At 61.2% G+C, this 20613-nt stretch carries 18 protein-coding genes and 2 pseudogenes; 10 read left to right on the top strand and 10 right to left on the bottom strand.

All coding sequences use genetic code 11. The features are described from left to right. Positions 1-163: 163 nt before the first annotated feature. The 5 genes from AB8B29_RS13010 to AB8B29_RS12990 all read right to left on the bottom strand — a co-directional run bounded on the left by AB8B29_RS13010 (position 164) and on the right by AB8B29_RS12990 (position 6008). Entirely contained in the window at positions 164-1615 is a 1452-nt protein-coding gene (locus AB8B29_RS13010) for a homospermidine synthase (protein WP_037196398.1), read from the bottom strand. A gap of 190 nt (positions 1616-1805) precedes the next feature. Next, positions 1806-2090: a YciI family protein gene (locus tag AB8B29_RS13005; protein ID WP_113118544.1), complete on the bottom strand. Its 285-nt coding sequence runs from the start codon at positions 2088-2090 to the stop codon at positions 1806-1808. Between the two features lie 3 nt (positions 2091-2093). Continuing rightward, on the bottom strand, positions 2094-2735 hold the full coding sequence (locus AB8B29_RS13000; RefSeq protein WP_113118543.1) for an aminotransferase class IV family protein: 642 nt from the start codon (positions 2733-2735) through the stop codon (positions 2094-2096). After that, positions 2720-3880: an aminodeoxychorismate synthase component I gene (locus AB8B29_RS12995; protein ID WP_037196401.1), complete on the bottom strand. Its 1161-nt coding sequence runs from the start codon at positions 3878-3880 to the stop codon at positions 2720-2722. The genes AB8B29_RS13000 and AB8B29_RS12995 overlap by 16 nt, the downstream gene beginning before the upstream one ends. A 280-nt stretch (positions 3881-4160) precedes the next feature. After that, positions 4161-6008, bottom strand: a complete 1848-nt coding sequence (locus AB8B29_RS12990; RefSeq protein WP_112440676.1) for a M3 family oligoendopeptidase — start codon at positions 6006-6008, stop codon at positions 4161-4163. A 218-nt stretch (positions 6009-6226) separates the two neighbouring features. Here AB8B29_RS12990 and AB8B29_RS12985 point away from each other — a divergent pair. From AB8B29_RS12985 to AB8B29_RS12960, 6 genes and pseudogenes are all read left to right on the top strand, one after another. Continuing rightward, positions 6227-7478 (top strand): annotated as a pseudogene (locus AB8B29_RS12985) (sigma-54-dependent transcriptional regulator); the annotation flags it as partial. A 104-nt stretch (positions 7479-7582) separates the two neighbouring features. Then, a pseudogene (locus AB8B29_RS12980) lies at positions 7583-7795 on the top strand (helix-turn-helix domain-containing protein); the annotation flags it as partial. Positions 7796-7970: 175 nt separating this feature from the next. After that, positions 7971-9914 carry a DUF882 domain-containing protein gene (locus tag AB8B29_RS12975; RefSeq protein WP_113118541.1) on the top strand — a complete coding sequence of 648 codons (1944 nt, stop codon included), beginning with the start codon at positions 7971-7973 and terminating at the stop codon, positions 9912-9914. Positions 9915-10200: 286 nt separating this feature from the next. Next, positions 10201-10818: a hypothetical protein gene (locus AB8B29_RS12970; RefSeq protein ID WP_052224186.1), complete on the top strand. Its 618-nt coding sequence runs from the start codon at positions 10201-10203 to the stop codon at positions 10816-10818. 122 nt (positions 10819-10940) lie between these two features. Beyond that, a complete protein-coding gene (locus AB8B29_RS12965) occupies positions 10941-11783 on the top strand; it encodes a glycosyltransferase family 25 protein (protein ID WP_113118540.1) in 843 nt (280 codons plus the stop codon). Positions 11784-11794: 11 nt separating this feature from the next. Continuing rightward, positions 11795-12496, top strand: coding sequence for a polysaccharide deacetylase family protein (locus AB8B29_RS12960; RefSeq protein ID WP_047555344.1), 702 nt, complete (start codon positions 11795-11797; stop codon positions 12494-12496). A gap of 82 nt (positions 12497-12578) precedes the next feature. Here AB8B29_RS12960 and copC read toward each other — a convergent pair whose 3' ends face one another. The 5 genes from copC to AB8B29_RS12935 all read right to left on the bottom strand — a co-directional run bounded on the left by copC (position 12579) and on the right by AB8B29_RS12935 (position 16291). After that, positions 12579-12947: a copper homeostasis periplasmic binding protein CopC gene (copC, locus tag AB8B29_RS12955; protein WP_113118539.1), complete on the bottom strand. Its 369-nt coding sequence runs from the start codon at positions 12945-12947 to the stop codon at positions 12579-12581. A 127-nt stretch (positions 12948-13074) separates the two neighbouring features. Continuing rightward, positions 13075-13668 (bottom strand): SCO family protein, encoded by a 594-nt coding sequence (locus AB8B29_RS12950; protein ID WP_113118570.1) that lies wholly within the window; start codon positions 13666-13668, stop codon positions 13075-13077. 49 nt (positions 13669-13717) lie between these two features. After that, complete coding sequence (locus tag AB8B29_RS12945; RefSeq protein ID WP_051963438.1) at positions 13718-14215, bottom strand: copper chaperone PCu(A)C; 498 nt, start codon at positions 14213-14215, stop codon at positions 13718-13720. Positions 14216-14274: 59 nt separating this feature from the next. Continuing rightward, entirely contained in the window at positions 14275-15642 is a 1368-nt protein-coding gene (locus tag AB8B29_RS12940) for a PepSY-associated TM helix domain-containing protein (RefSeq protein WP_113118569.1), read from the bottom strand. A 232-nt stretch (positions 15643-15874) separates the two neighbouring features. Continuing rightward, entirely contained in the window at positions 15875-16291 is a 417-nt protein-coding gene (locus AB8B29_RS12935) for a hypothetical protein (RefSeq protein WP_113118538.1), read from the bottom strand. Positions 16292-16494: 203 nt separating this feature from the next. Between AB8B29_RS12935 and AB8B29_RS12930 the strand changes: the two genes are divergently transcribed. The 4 genes from AB8B29_RS12930 (at position 16495) to AB8B29_RS12915 (ending at position 20558) form a co-directional block, all read left to right on the top strand. After that, positions 16495-17757, top strand: a complete 1263-nt coding sequence (locus AB8B29_RS12930) for a flavin monoamine oxidase family protein (RefSeq protein ID WP_439006554.1) — start codon at positions 16495-16497, stop codon at positions 17755-17757. Between the two features lie 191 nt (positions 17758-17948). Continuing rightward, the gene (locus AB8B29_RS12925) at positions 17949-19046 is read left to right on the top strand and encodes a branched-chain amino acid aminotransferase (RefSeq protein WP_092573450.1); all 1098 of its coding nucleotides are present in this window, start codon (positions 17949-17951) and stop codon (positions 19044-19046) included. Between the two features lie 132 nt (positions 19047-19178). Then, the gene (locus tag AB8B29_RS12920) at positions 19179-19439 is read left to right on the top strand and encodes an NAD(P)-binding domain-containing protein (RefSeq protein WP_439006553.1); all 261 of its coding nucleotides are present in this window, start codon (positions 19179-19181) and stop codon (positions 19437-19439) included. Positions 19440-19505: 66 nt separating this feature from the next. After that, positions 19506-20558, top strand: coding sequence for an NAD(P)H-dependent flavin oxidoreductase (locus AB8B29_RS12915; RefSeq protein ID WP_167669536.1), 1053 nt, complete (start codon positions 19506-19508; stop codon positions 20556-20558). Positions 20559-20613: the final 55 nt, after the last annotated feature.

Here is a 20613-nt window from a genome sequence, read left to right as displayed (position 1 = left end):
AAGGCGGTCTATTGTCGTATCGGTTGCGAGAAAGATGGCGCGGCTATTGGGTTAAAGCAAGGCTTGAGAACGCAACTGCTTGATTTATCCCGCTTGCGTAACAAAAATGCCCGCACGACCTGTGCGGGCATTCGAGCGTTGCGCCTTGCGAACGCCGTTTCTGTTAGCGAACCAGGATATTCCTGAACTGCCAGGGATCCTTGGTGTCGATGTCTTCCGGGAAGAGGCCCGGACGGCCGTCGAGCGGCGTCCAGTCGGTGTAGTGGCCTTCAACCGGACCGAGATAGGGCAGCTGCACTTCGAGGCAGCGCTTGTAGTCGATCTCGTCGGCTTCGACGATGCCGGCGGTCGGGTTTTCCAGCGCCCAGACCATGCCGGCGAGAACGGCGGAGGTTACCTGCAGGCCGGTCGCGTTCTGGTAGGGAGCGATGCGGCGGGTCTCTTCGAGAGACAGGCGCGAACCGTACCAGTAGGCGTTCTTGTCGTGGCCATAGAGCAGGACGCCGAGTTCATCGATGCCGTCTTCCAGTTCGTCCTCGTCGAGAACGTGATGAACCGGCTGCGGCGTGCCGCCATTGCCGAACATTTCGTGCAGCGAAAGCACGGCGTCGTTGGCGGGATGGTAGGCATAGTGGCAGGTCGGGCGGAAGGTGACGTCGCCGTCCTTGTCGCGAACCGTGAAGAAGTCGGCGATCGAGATGGATTCGTTATGCGTGACCAGGAAGCCGTATTGCGGACCTGGCGTCGGGCACCAGGTGCGAACGCGGGTGTTGGCGCCCGGCTGTTCCAGATAGATGGCCGCCTGGCAGCCCTTCTTGTGCTTCTTGGCGTTCTTCGGCATCCATTCTTCATGGGTGCCCCAGCCGAGCTCGGCCGGCTGCAGGCCTTCGGAAATGAAGCCTTCGACCGACCAGGTGTTCCAGAAGACGTTGAGCGGCTTCGGATGCTTGGTGCGCTGCGTGTCGCGCTCGGCGATATGGATGCCCTTGACGCCGACCTTCTTCATCAGCTTGGCCCAGCCTTCGCGGTCATGCTGGTCCGGCTCTTCGAACTTCAGGCCGATATCCTTGGCGAGGTTGACGAGCGCCTGCTTGACGAACCAGGATACCATGCCCGGGTTTGCGCCGCAGGTGGAAACGGCCGTCGTGCCGCCCGGGTTCTTCGCCTTTTCCTTGCGCATGGTTTCGCGCAGGGCATAGTTGGTGCGGTCGGCATTCTTCAGGCTCTTGTCGAAATAGAAGCCGAGCCAGGGTTCGACGACGGTGTCGATGTAGAGCACGTCGAGCTTGCGGCACAGCTTGACCAGATCGAGCGAGCCGGTATCGACCGAGAGATTGACGCAGAAACCCTGGCCGCCACCTTCCGTCAGGAGCGGCTTCAGCAGTTCCTTGTAGTTTTCCTTGGTGACATGTTCCTTGATATGACGGACGCCGTGCTTTGCCAGGATTTCCATGTCGGCTGGTTCTTCACGCGGGTCGATGACGACCATCCGGCTCTTGTCGAATTTGAAATGGCGCTCGATCAGCGGCAGCGTGCCGCGGCCGATGGAGCCAAAGCCGATCATTACGATCGGACCGGTAATTTCGGCATATACCGGATAGTTCTGTTCCGTCATTCTTGTCTCCTTCGAAAGGCAGGACGCCGTTCGGTTCATGAAATTCATCAGAGTTTGCGCGAGAACGCGAGGTGAAGGGCTCTAATCATAATTTGATGTCACAATAAAGAGCTGTTCGGGGTTAGCCGGGCAAAGTCAAGATAAGGGCACCATACACGCCATATGCGACGAGTTTGTTGCCTTCGGTCGATCAGGCCTTCAGGGCCTCCAATCCGTCGACAACGGTGGTGAGGGCGATTTCCTGGACCTCGTAGGATGCTATTCCGTGGATGGTGAAAGGGTCGGCGGCCACATAGGCTTCCAGTTCGGCGCGATCGCCGCAGGTAAAAACGACGCCGCCGGTGCGCGGCACCTTGCGGCCGGACGCGAGGAACCAGCCCTTGGCATATCCCTCCTTCACCCAGGCCATGTGCGGCTCCATGTACTTGTCGGCTTCGTCGTTACCCTTGAGGTAGGTGAGCGAGAGAATGAGCATGCATCAATTCCATATGAGTTGCGCGCGGATCAGGCCGCGCAGGGAGTTTCCGACATAAAGCGTGCGGTCTTGCAGGTCCTCGGGCCGGATGCGGCCGATACGGGCCTTGCGCTGGCAGATGAGCTCGGTGCGCAATACGCCGGCAAGCAGGCCTGAGGAAATGGGCGGCGTGCGCAACGCGTCCGGGCTATCCTCGAGGAAGACGGAGGTGATGGTACCCTCGCAAACCTCGCCCTTCTCATTCAGCAGCAAGACCTCGTCTGCTTCGTCGGGCCCATATTCGGCGCGTGCGGCCTCATAGACGGAGCGGCGGGTGGTTTTGACGCGCAGCAGCTTGTCGGTGGAATCGAGCCGCGTTGCGGCGATGCGGACGCGCCAGATCGTTTCGGGCGGCAACGATGCGAAGGCGGCTGTCGTTACCGCCGCCTGCCCCTCGCGATCCAGCGTCAGCCTGACCCGCAAGGGCGCGGATGCACCGGCAACGGCATCTTCGAGTTTGCTGAGTACGCTCTTGGGAGCGGAAAAGCCGAGACGGCGCGCGGAGCGTTGCAGCCGGGCGAGGTGCAGACGCAGGCGGATGAAACCGGCATCCGGTTCGTAACGCAGCGTCTCGATCAGGGAAAAGTCCTCTAGCGGTCGATCCATCGGTCCCCCACGGCGAAACGCGCCTTCAGGAGGCATTCTTCATATTCCGCTTCCGCTGTCGAATCGAAGACGATACCTCCGCCGACATTGAACACCGCCCGGCCGTCTTCGAAAAGCGTGATCGTGCGGATCGCCACCGAAAAGCGCATGGCGCCCGTCGGCGAGATCATGCCGATGGCGCCGCAATAGGCATCGCGCGGGCCGTCCTCGAGCTCGTGCAGGATTTCCATCGCCCGCATTTTCGGCGCGCCGGTAATCGAGCCGCAGGGGAAGAGTGCGGTCAGGATGTCGCGGATTGACATGCCGGGGAGCAGCTTGGCCTGCACATGGCTGACCATCTGGTGCACGGTCGGATAGGTCTCGATTTCGAAGAGCCTGGGCACATCGAGCGTGCCGACTTCGGTGATGCGAGAGATATCGTTGCGCAGCAGATCGACGATCATGCGGTTTTCGGCCTGCGTCTTCTCGTCGGCAAGCATGGCGCTGATGATCTCGGCATCTTCCGTTGCGTCAGCACCGCGCTTGGCCGTACCTTTCATCGGGTGGGTTTCGATCCAGCCCTCTTCGTCGGTCCGGAAGAAAAGCTCCGGCGAGCGCGACAGGATGATCGGTCCGCCGAGATCGACGAGCGCGCCATATTTCACAGGCTGTCGTTCGATCAGCGACCAGAAGGCGGCCCTGGCGTCGCCGTTCCAGCGGGCACGGATCGGCATGGTCAGGTTCGCCTGATAGCAGTCGCCCAGGCGGATATGCCGGTGCAGCCTGTCGAATCTCTCTTTATATATAGGGAAATCCCAGGCGGCCTTCGGCTCGGTCAAAAATTCCTGGTTTTCCAGGCGCTGTGTCGGCTGGCCGAGAGGATGATCGCCGGCTGCGGGAGCCTCGAAGACGCCGAAGCAGAGCAGCGGCGTTTCCCGGTTGTCTTCGGCAAAAGGCGCCAGCTTTTCCTCGAAGAGATGGCCGGCTTCATAGGCGATATATCCCGCCAGCCATTTTCCCTGTTGCCTGACCTTTTGCATCCGATCGAGCGCGCGGAAGAATTCCGCGCGCGTCCGGGCCGTGATGATCTCAGCCGGTTCGGCAAAGACCATCACCTGTCCTGTGCTGTCGTCCCTGAAGAGGACGTAGGGTCGGGCATCGGCCATTGGACGGGTTTCTATCGGGCTCTCGTTATGTCGATTGTCAGGCTGGGTGTGCGTGCCGCAACCAGGCGCCCGGCCCCTCACCCTAGCCCTCTCCCCGCAAGCGGGGAGAGGGAACCGATCCGGCATTTGCCGCACCATTCGTGCCAAAATGATGCGAAGGCTGCTGCCGCAGCTCCCTCTCCCCGCATCGGCGGGGAGAGGGTCGGGGTGAGGGGCCATGCGCGAGGATACGGCGATGGCAGACCTGCCTGGCCTGCTGCTCCTGCGAGCAGGCGGAGTTTCAGTTCTTATCTAGCGCTTCCAGCTCGTCGATCAGCCCTTCGATCATCGACAGTCCCTTGCTCCAGAACGACGGATCGGTGGCGTCGAGGCCGAAAGGCTTCAAGAGTTCGGAATGATGCTTGGTGCCGCCGGCCTTCAGCAGCTCGAAATACTTCTCCTGGAAGCCCTTTTCGGCATTGCTATAGACGGCATAGAGCGAATTCACCAGGCAATCGCCGAAGGCATAGGCATAGACATAGAAGGGCGAATGAATGAAGTGAGGGATATAGGCCCAGTAAGTCTCGTAGCCCTCGGATATCCTGATCGCCGGCCCTAAGCTTTCCGACTGGATGGAGAGCCACAGCTCGCCGATGTCCTCGGCGGTCAGCTCGCCATTCTTGCGGGCGGTATGCACCTTGCGCTCGAATTCGTAGAAGGCGATCTGGCGCACGACCGTGTTGATCATGTCCTCGACCTTCTGGGCGAGCATCGCCTTGCGCTCGCGCTTATCGGTCGTCTTGTCGAGAAGGGCGCGGAAGGTGAGCATCTCGCCGAAGACGGAGGCGGTTTCCGCCAGCGTCAGCGGCGTCTGGCACATCAACGCGCCCTGGCCGCCCGCCAGCACCTGATGCACGCCGTGGCCGAGTTCATGCGCCAGCGTCATGACATCGCGCGGCTTGCCCATATAGTTGACGAGCACGTAGGGGTGCGCCGACGGCACGGTTGGATGGGCGAAGGCGCCGGGCGCCTTGCCTGGGCGTACCGGCGCGTCGATCCATTCCTCATCGAAGAAGCGCTTGGCGATAGCGGCCATTTCGGGGGCGAATTTGCCGTAGGCGGAAAGAACGGTCTCCTTCGCCTCACTCCAGGGGATCAGGGCGTTGGGCGTTTCCGGCAGCGGCGCGTTGCGGTCCCAGAAATTCATCTGCTCCATGCCGAGCCACTTGGCCTTCATCTTGTAATAGCGATGCGAAAGGCGTGGATAGGCCTCGTGCACGGCCGCCGCCAGCGCATCCACCACTTCGCGTTCGACGCGGTTGGCCAGATGCCTGCTGTCGGCGATATCCTCGAAGCCCCGCCAGCGGTCGGAAATTTCCTTGTCCTTAGCGAGCGTGTTGGTGATCAGCGTGAAGGTGCGCAGGTTGGCCTTGAAGGTCTCGGCAAGCGCCATGGCCGCTTTGCGGCGCGCTTCCGGATCCTGCTCCTGCAGCATGTTCAGCGCGACTTCGAGTGGCTGCTTCTCGCCGTCGATCTCGAAGCGCAGCTCCGCCATTGTCTCGTCGAACAGCCGGTTGAAGGCAGCGGCGCTGGTCATGGACTTCTCCAGGAACAGCTGCTCCAGCCTGTCTTCGAGCTGATGAGGCTTGTCCTTGCGCAGGTCGACGATCCAGGGGCGATAGTGGCCGGCGGCTGGGTCGTTCGCCATGCAGGCGTCCATCGCGGCATCATCGATGCGGTTAAGTTCCAGCGGGAAGAACAGGAGATGGGCGGCGTAGTCCGTCAGCCGCGTCTGCACATCGCCATAGAGCTTGCCGTTGGCGGGATCGCTGGTGTTGGAGAAATAGGTAAGGCCGGCAAATGAGCCGAGCCGGCCCATGATATCATCAAGCGCCTCATACTCCTTCAGAGCAGCTCCGATGCCGGCATCGCCGGTCTTGCTGGCGGCATCCGTAAGCTTGCCCTTCCATTTCTCTTCGAAGGCGACCGCCGTCTTGCCGGCCTTTTCCATATCGCCGGTGAAGGCGGTCGACGTGGCGGAAGGGTAGAGATCGCTGAGCTTCCAGGCGGGCAGGTCTCCGAGCGCGCTGCCGGCGGCGGCCTGGCTCGCGGAAAAATTAAGGGATTGATGGAGCGCGGTCGGGCTCATGGGCGATATTTCCTCTGCATTTTATTGCGGAACATCCGGTTCGTCCGTGTCTATTCGGCTGGAAAGCACGCTGCAAGCCTGATTTCCCCGCACGGACGGTTGAACCATAGGCGATAGTACATTCGTCATAATGATTAAAATGCGATGGTTTGGCAAAACTTCATGTTCAAGCCTTTCTGCGAATGTTCGCGTCAGGTTTCGCATGAAGTGAGGCACCAATGACCGTTTATAATAGCGCCAAGGGGGGCGCGCAGGTTCTCGTTGTTGAGGATGATCCGATTCAACGTCGTCTGCTGAAGAATGCCATCGAGCGACACGGACACGTTGCTCATCTGGCTGAGAATGGCCGCCTTGGCCTTGAGGTTCTGAAGCGCAATAGCGATCAGATCAATGTGATCGTGCTCGATCTCATGATGCCCGAAATGAACGGCATCGAGTTTCTGGGCGCTCTGAACGACATGGGTATCGACCTGCCCGTCATCGTGCAGACGGGACAGGGCGGTATCGACACCGTGGTGCAGGCCATGCGGGCCGGCGCTTTCGATTTCGTCGTAAAGCCCGTGTCTCCCGAGCGCATCTCGGCTTCGATCGTCAATGCCCTGAAGCTCGATCAGCGCGAGGCGAAGGCCCGCGCCGGGCGCAGGTCCCGCTCGAGCGCGATCACGTTCGACGACATCGTCTCGGCAAGTCCTGCGATGATGCGGGTGATCGATCTTGCGCATCGTGCATCGCAATCGAACATTCCAGTCGTGCTGGAAGGCGAATCCGGGGTTGGCAAGGAGCTCGTGGCGCGTGCCATCCAGGCCGCCAGCGATCGTGCCGGCAAGCCGTTCATAACGGTCAATTGCGGTGCCATCCCGCACAATCTGGTCGAGAGCATCCTTTTCGGGCATGAAAAGGGCGCGTTCACGGGCGCGGCCGAGCGCCATGTCGGCAAGTTCATGGAAGCGGACGGCGGCACGCTGTTCCTCGACGAGATCGGCGACCTGCCGCTGGAAGTCCAGGTCAAGCTGCTGCGCGCCGTGCAGCAGGGGGAAATCGAGACGGTCGGCGCGCGCGTCGCGCAGAAGGTGAATGTCCGGTTGATCTCCGCTACCAACAAGGACCTGATCGAAGAGGTCAAGGCCGGGCGCTTCCGCGAGGATCTCTATTATCGCCTCAACGTCTTCCCGATCACCATGCCGGCCCTGCGTCGTCGCAAGGAGGATATTCCGCATCTCGCGCGCGCATTCGCCGATCGCTTTGCGCTCGAACAGAAGCTCGACTATCCGCTTTCGATCAGCAACAGCGCGCTCGCTCTGCTGACGGCCTATGACTGGCCGGGCAACATCCGCCAGCTCGAAAACGCCGTCTTCCGCGCCGTCGTCCTGGCCGAAGGATCGGAGCTGCAGGACACGGACTTCCCGCAGATCGCCGCTCAACTGCCCGGTTATTTTGCCGCCGAGCATCCAACCTTAGTTGTGGATAATTCGCAGATGGAGGCCGTTGGCGAGAGAGGCGAGCGCGGCGTGCGCGCCTTTTCACCGGCTACAACTGCAACCTTACCGCTTCCTGCGGTCGATGAGTCCGCCACTGCTTCAGACAACGTCATCGTCAGTACCAACATATCCGGAGACGTCAGAAAACTGGCAGATGTCGAAGAGGAGCTGATCCGATTTGCCCTCAAATTCTATCGGGGCCAGATGAGTCAGGTAGCAAGAAAACTCGGAATCGGGCGCTCAACTCTCTATCGGAAGTTGAAGGATTACGGGATAGATCCGGATGATCCGCAAAAAAACGCTGCATGAGCACTGACTTAACATTTAGGCAAGCATATTTTGTTACCCGTCGTAAAGCACTTGTTAGTGCATCGTTCACCATGTATGAAGAGGGCGACCATGTGTGGCATTTTTGCCATCGTGTCACCGCAATTGACAGCCATTTGGAACACGATGCGACATTGTCTGTCGGACGGGGATCGAATTGCCGAATCTGAGTGGAAATACCAAGCGCAATAGCTTGAGCTGGCATTCTGCGTGCTCTGATCTATTTAGCAAGGTGGCCAAGGTAGCAGCCGTTGGCCTCCTTGCTTTGGCTGTTTCCACGCCTGTTTTCGTCGGCACTCCTTCCCAGGCAGGGGGCGAAACCCGCAGCCTGAAGATCTATTACGTCCATACCGGCGAAAAGGCCGTCATCACCTACAAGCGCAACGGCAAGTTCGATCCGGACGGTCTGGAAAAGCTGAACCGTATCCTGCGCGACTGGCGTAAGAACCAGCCGACCAAGATGAATCCGCGCCTGTTCGACCTGATCTGGGAAGTCTACCGCGAAAGCGGTTCGCACGAATTCATCTACGTCGTCTGCGGATTCCGTTCGCCGGGCACCAACGAGATGCTGCGCACGCGATCGGCCCATACGGGCGTTGCCAAGAAGAGCCAGCATATGCTCGGCAACGCGATGGATTTCTATATTCCGGACGTCAAGCTCACCAAGCTGCGCGAGCTCGGCATGAAGCTCCAGGAGGGCGGCGTAGGCTACTATCCGACCTCGGGTTCGCCCTTCGTGCACATGGACGTCGGCGGCGTGCGCGCATGGCCGCGCATGGATCGCCAGGATCTCGTTCGCCTGTTCCCGGATGGCAAGACCATGCATATCCCTGCTGATGGTCGACCGTTGCCGGGCTATCAGGAGGCCGTTGCCGATTATAAGCGCCGCATGTCGTCCGATATCCAGATCGCCAGTTCCTCGTCGTCTCGCCGTGGTTTCTTCGCCCGTCTCTTTGGCGGTGGCGGTGCGGATGAGGCGGAGGACAATGCAGATGAGGGCGCGGCGCCGGTGGCTGTTGCTTCGGTTTCTGGAAAGAGCCAGCCGGCTCCGTCCGCGGCCGACGAGGGTGACGATAGCGCGGCCCCTGCGCCCGCCCAGGTTCAGGTTGCCAGCATAAACGCTCCGGTTCCGCAGGTTCGCCCGGCCTTCGGCAATCAGCCTGCTGGCAGCGACGTTGCTTCCGCTCTCGTATCGTCGTCGTCGCATAACGCCGCTCAGGATGCGCTTGCGGCGGCCATGCCGACTGCGGACGATCAGTCGCAGCAATATGCCGATCTTCGTTCCTATCGCGTGCCCGTGCCGTCCTTGCTTGACCGCCGCGTCCCTGGCGATGCCGAGGCGGCCTCCGTCGACGCCGGTATGAGCGGCCAGGTCGCCGCCGTCCCTGTCCCGGCAGAGCGCCCCGAAGTTGCCGAAAGCCTGTTGGCCTCTGCGGATGCCGATCAGGAAGCGATCGACGATCAGGCAGATGCGGGTACGCTCTCTCCGTCCGTCATCGCAGCTCTTGAGCAGAGCCGCCCCGATCGGCCGGATCCGAGTGCTGCGGTCCCGGTGAGTGCGCCGCTTAACAATGTTGCATCCAAGGATCAGGTTGCCCCTGCGAATGGTGTGGCTGCCGGCAATGATGCCATGCAGGCGATCGCGGCGGTTCTGCCGCAGCAGCGGCCGGCGCAACGCATGCCGATGCAGGTGGCCGCGCTGGCGCCGATCCAGAATGAGGTCAAGGCCAGCAGCCGTCGCTTCAATGACAGCTTCGAACCGGTGCCGCAGGAGCGCGCGATTGCCGTCGGTATCGCGGCCAAGGGAGGCCGTCCGAACAAGCAGGACGCAGCCCAAGCTGATGCCGGCCGGGCCACGGTGACGACTGAACCGAAGCTGACCGAGAAGATGATTTCCCAGTGGGCGATTGCCAAGGCCCGCGTCGAAATCATTAACCGCCCGGTCAAGGCGCCGCGTTTCGTGAGCCCGACCCTTCGCGCCCAGCCGACGGCTGTCTATACCGATGGCTTCAAGGTGCAGACGGCTTCCATCGATCCGGAACGCTTCAGCGGTTCGGCTGTGAACTTCCTTCAGGTGAAGAAGTTCAACTCGGTCGAGTAGGCGGAGGTCTCTCCGCTCAGCGATCTTGGAAGCCTGTTCGGCTTCCATTCAATCTCAAGCATGACATCAGATCGAGGGCCGTCGATCCGCAAGGCATCGGCGGGGCAATCCCGCACCGACGTATCGATGAGATAGCTGCAGTCAACGCCGCTGTTGCCCGCGGGTGACAGTACGTCGACTTTCAGGTTCGTGTCAGAGATTATTCATTCCCGCGTCATCCACTGCTCAGTTTCGCGTCATTCGGCGAGGTTAGGCCGACAGGCTGAAAAGGGCTGGATATTCACAATTGAACCGAAAGACGGCAATCATCGTCGGCAATGGCGAGCTTACTCGCGACCTGTCTGAGATTGTGGACAGTGCGCAATTTGCAATGCGCTTCAACGAGCCCAAGGCGTCTATCGGCATGAGCGGCTCGCGCACGGATATTCTCATGCTCGCGGCCTCGAGCAAGCCGATGCAGCGTCGACTGACCGATCCGAATTTTCTGGCAAGCGCCACATTCAAGGCCGCGAAAGAGGTCGTGCTTGCCTATCATCCCGAGATCATCCGCAAATATCACCCAAAGCCTAATTTCCTCTCGCGCCTGAAGGGCAGGCGCAGCGACTGGACGATGCGAACGATCGAATTGGTCGGCGCCGCCGGCAAGGAGATTCGGGTAATGCCACCCCAGTTCTACATCGACGGCTGCTCGGAGCTCGGCGTGCCGGAACGCAGGATGTGCGAGGTTTTCCCCAGCACCGGCTTCTTTGGCATCCGATATGTTCTTTCGCTGTTGCCCGCCCGCGAATGGGACGTGAAACTGTGCGGATTCAGCTGGGAGGGATGGAAACGCCATGCTTGGCTCAACGAACGCAGCTGGGTCGAAGACAGGATCGCAAGCGGTCGCGTGAGCGTGCTCGTCTAGCGCCGCCTTCACCATGCAAATGATTGAAAATAATAGTTTTCAGTTTGGCCTCAGGTTTGCCTAAGCCCGCGCTCATTCACGATTGCTACAGCCTCGTGACAGACGACACCGAGGTATCTCTTATGCAAACTCACGAATTCAGCCCGTCTTCGGCGATGCCGCTCGAAAGATCTCATGCGGGATTCGACTTCGATCACGTTCCCAATCCGGTTGGCGCCATCCTGGATGAGCCGAACCAACCGGTCATCCGCGGCTTCATCATCCATCTTGATCGCGCTCGCGACCGCATGCCACAGGTCGAAAGGCTCGCGGCGAAGCTTCCGGTTCCGAGCGAAATCATAGAGGCGGTCGACGGTAGCGCCTTGACCGACGCCGAGATAGAGCGGGTGTATCGTCGGCGACTGCACAAGCCGTATTATCCCTTTGCCCTGAGCATCGGCGAGATCGCATGCTTCCTGTCGCATCGGAAGGCATGGACTGCCATTGTCGAGCAGGGCATCGATGCCGGCCTGATCTTCGAAGACGATGTGGACATCGATGACTCCTTTCATGCCGCCTTTGCAGCCGCCAAGGCTTGTCTCAAGCCGCGTGCGTTCGTCCGCTTCCCTTTCCGGATGGGCAAGGAACATGGCAAGTGCATTCTGAGCCAGGGCCAGACCAGCGTCATCCAGCCCGATCGCATCGGTCTGGGCATGGTGGCGCAGCTTGTGAGCCGTGATGCGGCTATTCGTCTGCTCAGCGCTACCACCCATTTCGACCGGCCGGTCGATACGACCGTGCAGATGAGCTGGTTCACGCAAATATCCCCGCTTGCGGTTTTGCCTGGTGGTGTACATGAGATATCCTCGCAGCTTGGCGGAAGCACCATCAAGAGCCGCAAGACGTTGATGGAGAGGCTTTCCAGGGAGGTGCTGCGGCCGCTATATCGTGCGAGAATTGCGCTGCGTTCGCGCCGCTCCATCTGAGAAGATCAAACTTGGCCGTTCCAATCCTCGCTTATCATCAGATTGCGGTGCCGCCTTCGCGCAAGGCGCCGTTCAGAAGCATGGTCGTCCATCCGGAAGCTTTCCATCGCCAGATGGAATGGCTGAAAAGGCTTGGAATTCAGGGATTGTCGCTGCGTGAGGCGCTGCCTTACATCACGGGAGCGAAGGCCGGCAAGGTTGCCGCAATCACCTTCGATGACAGCTACCTGAACGTCTATGAGAATGCCCTGCCGGTGCTCCAGGAGTTCGGCTTCACTGCCACGAATTTCGTGGTCGTGAACCAGATCGGCGGCGGCAATACCTGGGACGCGCCGCTTGGCGTGGCGCCCGCCCCTTGCATGTCGGTTGAGCAACTGCGCCGGTGGAGCAGTCTCGGGCACGAAGTAGGCTCGCACACGCTTGACCACGTCCATCTTCCGCAATTGCCGATGGAGGAGGCGCGTCGCCAGATTTCGCATTCGCGCGGTTTGCTTGAGGATCTGCTTGACGAGGGCGTCTCGTCCTTCTGCTTTCCCTATGGCGACGAGACGCCGCTTGATCGGGTGCTGACCTATGAGGCGGGCTATAATGCGGCGACCACGACGCGGCGAGGCAGGGCGCGTCCGAGCGACGATCCGTTCGGCCTGCCGCGGGTGACCGTTCGGCGCAACGACAGCTGGCTGCATTTCGTCAGGAAATGCGTGTTCGGATAGTTGGCAACGTCTATCATGTCCATTTGCCGTGTCTGGCTTTCGTCCCCGGAGCGGGCTGTCAAATCGCTCCGGGGATAATGGATCACGGCGTTATGGTGAAGCTGTAGCTGCCGTTGGTCTTATGACCATCTGTCGACAGCGCGTGCCATTGCACGGTGTATTTGCCGGAGGAAAGCTTGTCGCTTACCGGCACCATCAGCGTCGCGTCGCCATCCATCAGCGTGGCAGCGCCGGTCTTGACGGCCGTCTTGTCGGGGCCGGTCACTGTCACGCCGCTGAACTTCAGGTTCAAGCCTTCGCTGAAGGTGAGGTCGAGTTCCGAAGGTGCCTGCTTGACGGTGCTGTCAGCGGCGGGAACGGAGGACTTGAGATGGGCGTGCGCGAAGGCCTGGCCTGCGAGAGCGATGCTGGCCGTGGCCGCAATGAGGAGAAGCTTCTTCATCCGGGGCATGTCGGTCTTCCTTTTGGGTTGAGACGCCGCAGGGGGCCTGCGGCAGGTTCTGGCGGCGGCTGATGTCGCCTGGAATATCCCGTTCGGATTGCTGCCTAGGGGAATGTGCGGAGCGGCTTGCGGCCGCTCATTTCAGAAGGCTGCGGATTTTTTGCAGAGCGACGTCCTTGTCCTCTCCGTAGGCGATCAGGCCGCGCAGACTGCCGTCGGCATCGACGAGGAGGACCGAGGCGGTGTGATCCATCGTGTAGTCGCCATCGGGCGAAGGCACCTCTTTGGCATAGATGCGCCAGTCCTTGATGGCTTTCTGCATTTCCGTCGGGTCGCCGGTGACGCCGATGATGCGATCGGTGAAATTGCCGGTGTATTTGTGCATGACCTCCGGCGTGTCGCGCTGAGGATCCACGGAGAAGAAATAGGCTTTCAGCTTGTCGGCTTCCGGGCCGAGCGTCTTCAGCCAGCCGGCCATCTCGAACAGCGTGGTCGGGCAGACGTCCGGGCAATGGGTGTAGCCGAAGTAGATGAGCGATGGATGGCCCTTGAGCGCCTGTGCGGTAACGGGCTGGCCCCGGTCGTCGATGAGGTTGAAGGCGCCGCCGATATGGTCCTCAGCCGCCTTCGTCGGTGGCATCAGGCTCCACGTGAAGTAGGCGATCAAGCCGCAGACGCTCAGCAGGAAGACCGTCAGGATCGCGGGGACCGACCATTCCTTCGTGAACATCGCCTTTTCCTCTTTGGCGCGAAGAGAGGCGCGGCTGCCGCCACGCCGTTCATTCAGCTGCGTTGGCATGCTCGCCTCCGTTGTCCGCCTTGCTGGCGACCGCCGAACCCACAGGGAAATCGACATCGATGGAGCCGGCTTTTTCGAAGGTCAATCTCGCTCTGATCGTCTCGCCCTGTTTGAACGGATCGATGACATCCATAAACATGAGGTGATAGCTGCCGGGCTTCAGGTCGACGGTCTTGCCGGCGGGCAGCGGCAGACCGCCGGCAAGCTGGCGCATGACCATGACGTCTTTGTCCATCTTCATCTCATGGACCTCGACTTTGACAGCTCTCGACGAGCTGGCTGCGATCAGCCGGTCGTCGGTTCTGCCGGAATTGGTGATGCTCACGTAGCCGCCGCCGACCTCGGCGCCCGGCACCATGGCTCGCACATAGGCAGCGGCGATCTTGAGATTTCCAAGCGTTACCTCCGAGGCGAAAGCCAATCCGGGAGCGGCAAGGCAGAGGCTGGCGGCGACGAAATGGCTGGTAAATCGAGTCATGATCGGTTTCCTCCTGGGATTTGAATGCTGTCACGCGGCAGGCCCTGCCGTGCAGCCTTTCATGAGAAAAAGCGTTTCAGCGGCGGCACAAAGCGGATGACAGCCTGATCGGCCAGCAGCATGGCGACGACGGCGAGACCCGTCAGCGGAAAGGCGGCGCCGAAGGCGATCGCGATCAGCCACAATCCGATGTAGACGGACCTCTGGGGCGGCATGGGCGGTACGCCGAGACGACCGGCGGGCCGGCGTTTCCACCACATCACGACTGCGGTCACACAGCTGAGAACAATGGCAACGCAGGTCGCCAGCATCAGCAGCTGGTTGAAGAGGCCCCATTCCTGTCCCTGATGGACGTTGATGCCCCATTCGATTGCCTTGCCGAACGCCGGATATTGATCGAAGGAAAGATCGACCAGCGGCTTGCCGGAATATTGGTCGATATGAACGGTACGTTCCTTCGAAAGATCTTTGGGGAAGATCGAGGCGGTGAAGACGCCCGTTTCGTCGGAGGGCAAGGCCATGCTGAAGCCGGCGGCTATGCCCAGTCCCCGGGCGATCTCCACAGCCTTGTCCAGCCCGATGGACTTTGACGCCGCTGCCACGCCGGAGAGCGGCACGGGGGCATTCTCGACAATCCAGCCGGGGCGGTTGACCACATCCTGCGTAACCTTCGTCGATTTTGGCACGTCGTCCCAGAGGGACGCGGGATAGCCGAGATCGTTAGACGTCAGCCACGCATTGACATTGGCACCCCAGTAGCCCGACCAGGGCATGCCGCTGAAGGCGAGGAAGAAGATGACGATGCCAGCGACCGCGCCGGTCACGGCATGGAGATCGCGCCAGAAGACGCGGCGGGACGGCGTGCCGCGAACCGTGAGGATGCCGCCTGTCTGGCGACGCGGCCACCAGAGATAGATGCCCGTCACGACGAGGATCAGCGCGAAGCCACCGACGATTTCGATGATGCGGTTGGTCCATGTCCCGAAATATTCGAGGCTATGGATGCGTTTGACGACCCAGCTGAATTCCTCTTTCGAGCCGACCGAGCCGAGCACGTCGTCGTTGTGCGGATTGACGTAGACGAGCGTCGATTGACCACCTTTCGATACGGTCACCAAGACGGAGCGATCTCCCGCCGCAGCTTCGCGATAGGATGTCGCCGTGGCGCCCGGCATTGCGGCCAGCGCCGCATCGACGATCTTTTGCGGCGGCAGCATCGGGCCTGTATCGGCAACGATGTTGCGATGGGCATAGAAGGTGTCGGCGATCTGATCCTTGAAGAGATAGATGGACCCGGTGATCGCCAGGTTGAGCAGGAAGGGAATGACGAGCAGACCGGCGAAGAAATGCCAGCGCCAGATCGCTCGATAGAGCGAGATATGGTCCGATGTGGTTGCGGTGGGCTCGGCCGCGGTGAAGGCAGACATGAGGAACTCTCCGAAGAGCTGGCGGCACGGAATGATCCCTTTCGAGAAGGATGCCTGTCTGCGGGAGCGGTGGCCTGCGCCGATGTCGCTTGCGGAGCGGACAATGAAGAGATCCGTCGTGTTTCGGGACATCTGCAAGGGGACATCTCACCCGCAGCCGGCACGAGCAGCTCTCGTGCGTGGTTCGGCCGCCGTTGACGACAAGCGTTACGGCATTGGCCGCAACGCAGACTCAGGCAAGGGCTTGGAGAGCAGGGGGAGCGCGTGGGCCGCTATTTGGCGGATAGAGTTGCCGGCGGAACACCTCGTCTTTCGCGACGATGACATCCCCTCCGACAAAAGCGAGATGTTCGCAGATATCGATCGGCGGCGCGGGAAGCAGGGCGGCGGCGGAAATGCGGCATGCCTCGCATCCCGGCATATAGGCCTTGCTATGCTCCTTGCCGTCAGGCGTCTTTTCGGTGACGCAGAGGACGGGCAGGGTACCATCAGGCAGGCGGTATTGGGCAAGCTCGACGGGGCTCGGTTCCGCGGTGCTGGAAGCAGCCGGACGATGGGCGAAGCCGACGGACAGCAATGCGACGGCGCAAAGAATGCGCACCAGCCATTGCGTTGTCCCAAAGCTTCGCTTCCGCACGGTTCTCCCCATCATTTTCCAAAGCACCTACGACATTCGCCGCCGCAGCTCAATGCGGCAATTTGGTATGGCCGCTGCAGTGCCCGTTTACATGCCGCGCGAAGGTCAGCTACAGATTGGTTGGAAAGTCTGAGCCGACTAACGGGCGGGGCTCTGCGTCGTGCATCGTCCTGCAGCCGGTTCGCCTTCTGGTGATTGTGCGAAAAGGAAATGGAATGCCCATCGAATCCTGGCGGGGTGGCGATGTCGACGTTGCCATTATCGGCGCAGGCGCCGCCGGCGTGGGAGCTGCCCGGCGGCTGCAATCGCTTCGCCCCGACCTTTCGATCGTGCTGCTCGAAGCCTCCGATCGTGTCGGCGGTCGCGCGCGAACGATCCATCCCTTCGGCGCTGAAGGAGCAGGGCTCGATCTCGGCTGCGGCTGGCTGCACGGCGCGCGTACCAATCCCTGGACAAAGATTACCGAGGAGATCGGCCTGACGGTCGATCGCACGCCCGCACCCTGGAGCGACGGTAGCCGGCAGCTGGAAGGCAAGGAGCCAGGGGTGAAGGCAGCGGCAGAGGCCGTTGCCGAATTCTTCGAACGCGTCGACGCCTATGAAGGCGTTGCCGACGCGGATCTCTCGACCATGCTCGCGCCTGATGATCCGTGGATCGAGCGGCTTTATGCGGTCGGCGCGTTTATGACCGGGGCGGAACTGCCCAAGTCTTCGGTGATCGATCTCGGACGCTACGATCCCGGTCCCGGCCCCGACTGGCGCGTGCGGCAGGGCTACGGCACGCTTGTGGCCACCTATGGCCTACCCGTGCCGACCATTCTCGGCGTAGAAGTCAGCCGTATCGACCACAGCGGCGCTGGCCATGTCGTGCTTTCGACGGGCAAGGGCGAGCTGAAGGCGAGGGCTGCTATCGTGGCTGTCTCCACCAATGTCCTGGCCGCCGAGCGGATCGATTTCCGGCCGCCGCTTCCGGAGAAGATCGAAGCGGCCTCGCGCCTGCCTCTCGGATTGGCGGACAAGCTTTTCATCCATGTGTCCGAACCTGGCATGTTTCCGGAGGATACGCATGTCATGGGGTCGCGGGAGAGCCGGCGCACGGGTGCTTATCAGTTGAGGCCGTTCGGCGCGCCTGTCATCGAAGCCTATTTTGCCGCCGATCTCGCGCTTGATCTCGAACGGGAGGGCATGGAAGCCGCCTTCGCCTTCTCTGTGGAGCAGTTGAAGCGCGTTTTCGGTGCGGATGTCGGTGCCAAACTATCGCCTCTCGTCATGTCAGCCTGGGCGAGCGAACCCTTTGTCGGCGGTTCCTATTCCTATGCGACACCCGGTGCTTCGGATCTGCGCGGCGTTCTGGCCGCGCCCTGCAACGATCGTCTGTTCTTTGCCGGGGAGGCCTGCTCGCGGACGCGATATTCGACCGCGCACGGCGCCTATGAAAGTGGGGTTGTCGCGGCCGAAGCGGTCGCGAAAGCATTGTGATCCCCGCTTGATAGAAGGGATAAGGTGCTTCGGAGCGAAAAATAACGATTCGTCTCGCAAATTTATGCGAAGCGCTCTTAAACTTGCGCGGCAACAGGCGTAAACGCAATCAAATACCACCCGATTTGGTTTAGGTTTTCTCTCGGGAGATGGGCGGCGAAAGTCGCGACAAATGAAGCATTGGAGGAGCCATGAGTAACGGCGACGCATTAACGTTCGACATTCAGAAAAATCCAAGCCCAGCAACGGCTAGCGAGCGGGAGACCCTGCTGCAGAATCCGGGCTTTGGACGCATATTCACCGATCACATGGCGACGATCCGCTATTCGCAGGATCGCGGTTGGCACAGCGCCAAGATCGAGCCGCGCAAGGCGCTGGCTCTCGATCCCGCGACCGTGGTGCTTCACTATGCGCAGGAAATCTTCGAAGGCATGAAGGCCTACCATCTGCCCGATGGCGGAGCGGCACTTTTCCGCCCCAGCGCCAACGCGCGACGTTTCCACAATTCGGCCGAGCGGCTGGCCATGCCGACCTTGCCCGAGGATCTGTTCGTCGAATCCGTGCGTGAGCTGGTCAAGATCGATCGTGACTGGATCCCGACCGCCGAGGGCGCGTCGCTCTATCTCCGGCCATTCATGATCGGCTCGGAGGCCGCGCTCGGCACAAGGCCCGCGACCGACTATCTCTATTGCGTCATTGCCTCCCCGGTCGCCTCCTATTTCAAGGGCGGCGCGTCGGCTGTCACGCTTTGGCTTTCCGAGAATTTCACCCGTGCGGCCCCTGGCGGCACCGGTGCTGCCAAGTGCGGCGGCAATTACGCCGCAAGCCTTTCCGCGCTCGCCGAAGGCCAGCGTGAAGGGTGCGAGCAGGTCGTCTTCCTCGATGCTGTCGAAAAGCGCTGGATCGAAGAGCTCGGCGGCATGAACATCTTCTTCGTCTTCGACGATGGTTCGCTGCAGACGCCGCCGCTGACCGGCACGATCCTGCCGGGCATCACGCGCGACTCGCTGATCAAGCTCGGTCGCGACATGGGCCTGACAGTTCGCGAGGAGCCTTATGCCATCGATCAATGGCAGGCGGATGCCGAGAGCGGGCGCCTGCGCGAAGCCTTTGCCTGCGGTACTGCAGCGGTGGTGACGCCGATCGGCAAGCTGAAGGGCCGCAGTCACGGCTTCACCATCGGCGACGGCAATGCCGGCCCTGTAACGCTGCGCCTGAAGGCGGCACTGACGGACATCCAGTTCGGTCGGGCGCCTGACAAGCATGAGTGGCTGGACCGGCTGTTCTGAGCCGCCGGAGTAGCCGCATGATCCGTGCCGAGCTCTGAGCAGGCCCTGGATCGATACTCGGCGGGAGAAGGAATTCCGCCGAGCCCTGACATGTGAGACCGCATAATCACCCGAAACATCGGAGTCGCTACGGTGACCAACGCAAGCGAACATCCCGGCGCCGAGCGAGGCGAGGGGAGCGGCTTTGTCGGTCTCGGCGTCATGGGCCAGCCGATGGCACTCAATCTTGCAGGGGCCGGGACGAGGCTCGCCGTGTGGAACCGCTCGCCGGCGGCGGCCGATCCGCTGCGGGCAGCAGGCGCGGCTGTGGTGGCAAGTGTCGAGCTCGGCAACGGCCGGCTCGATATGATGTCCGTGCTCGAGGCCCGCATCGCGGTGCTTGGCCGCTCCTAACAAACCGCCGTGCGATGCCTATGTTGGATTGAGACTCAAACGGGCATAGCTGAAAGGAAGATGGACATGTCTGCTCCTATGGACAGCAATCTTTTTCACAAACTCGGATTGAAGCATCCGCTGATCGTCGCGCCGATGGCGGGCGGTCCTTCGTCGCCGGAACTCGTCGCGGCCGCTTCCGCTGCGGGAGCGCTTGGGGCCATGGGAGGCGCTTATTACAACGCGGCAGCCATCGAGGCATTTGCCGCCCAGGTGCGCCAGCAAACCGACAAGCCGTTCGCCATCAACCTGTTCATTCCTCATTCAATACCCGAAGTCGGCGCGGATCAGGTCGAGCGAGCGGCAGCTGCGACGGCGCACTATCGCGCGGAGCTGGAGCTGCCTGCGCCGCAGCTTAGCGCCCCTTACGAAGAGGATTTCGACGCGCAGTTCGAAGCCGTGCTGCGGGTAAAGCCTGCATGTTTCAGCTTCGTCTTCGGATTGCTATCTGCCGATCATGTCCGGGAGGCAAGGAAGGCCGGGATTCCGCTGATTGGCACTGCGACGACGCTCGCGGAGGCGAGGGCGCTCGAAGACAGCGGCGTCGACGCGATCACGCTGCAGGGCTTCGAGGCCGGTGGACATCGGGGCATATTCGATGCCCATGCTCCGGACCCAGAAATCGGGCTTCGCGACCTTCTGGCACAAAGCGTCGGAAAGATCCGCGTGCCGCTGATCGCAGCCGGCGGCATCATGACGGCGGGCGATATCCGCGTGGCCCTGCAGGCGGGGGCGCAAGCGGTGCAGATGGGCACCGCCTTCCTTACCTGCACGGAAGCCGGAACATCGGCGCCCTATCGCGCCAGACTTCTGGAAACATCGGAGCGCAGGACGCGGACGACACGCGCCTTTTCCGGTCGTTTTGCCCGCGGCCTCGAAAATCGCTTCATGAATGAAATGGAGACGAAGGGCGCAGCCATTCTCCCCTTTCCGGCGCAGAACAAGTTCACGCGGGATATTCGGGGCGCATCGACGGCGAAAGGATCGGCCGACTTCCTGTCCCTCTGGGCCGGAACCGGCAAGGGCGATCTTTGGCAGGGAAGCACTGCCGCGCTGATCGACCGTCTTTTTACGCAATAGAGCCGCTGCATTTCGCGATCCGTGTGCCTAAAAAGCATTGGAGCCGGCAAGCCGG

Source organism: Rhizobium sp. 11_C7_N12_5, from assembly GCF_051811145.1.
Lineage (GTDB): Bacteria > Pseudomonadota > Alphaproteobacteria > Rhizobiales > Rhizobiaceae > Rhizobium > Rhizobium lusitanum.
This window is presented reverse-complemented; position numbering and strand designations above follow the sequence as displayed.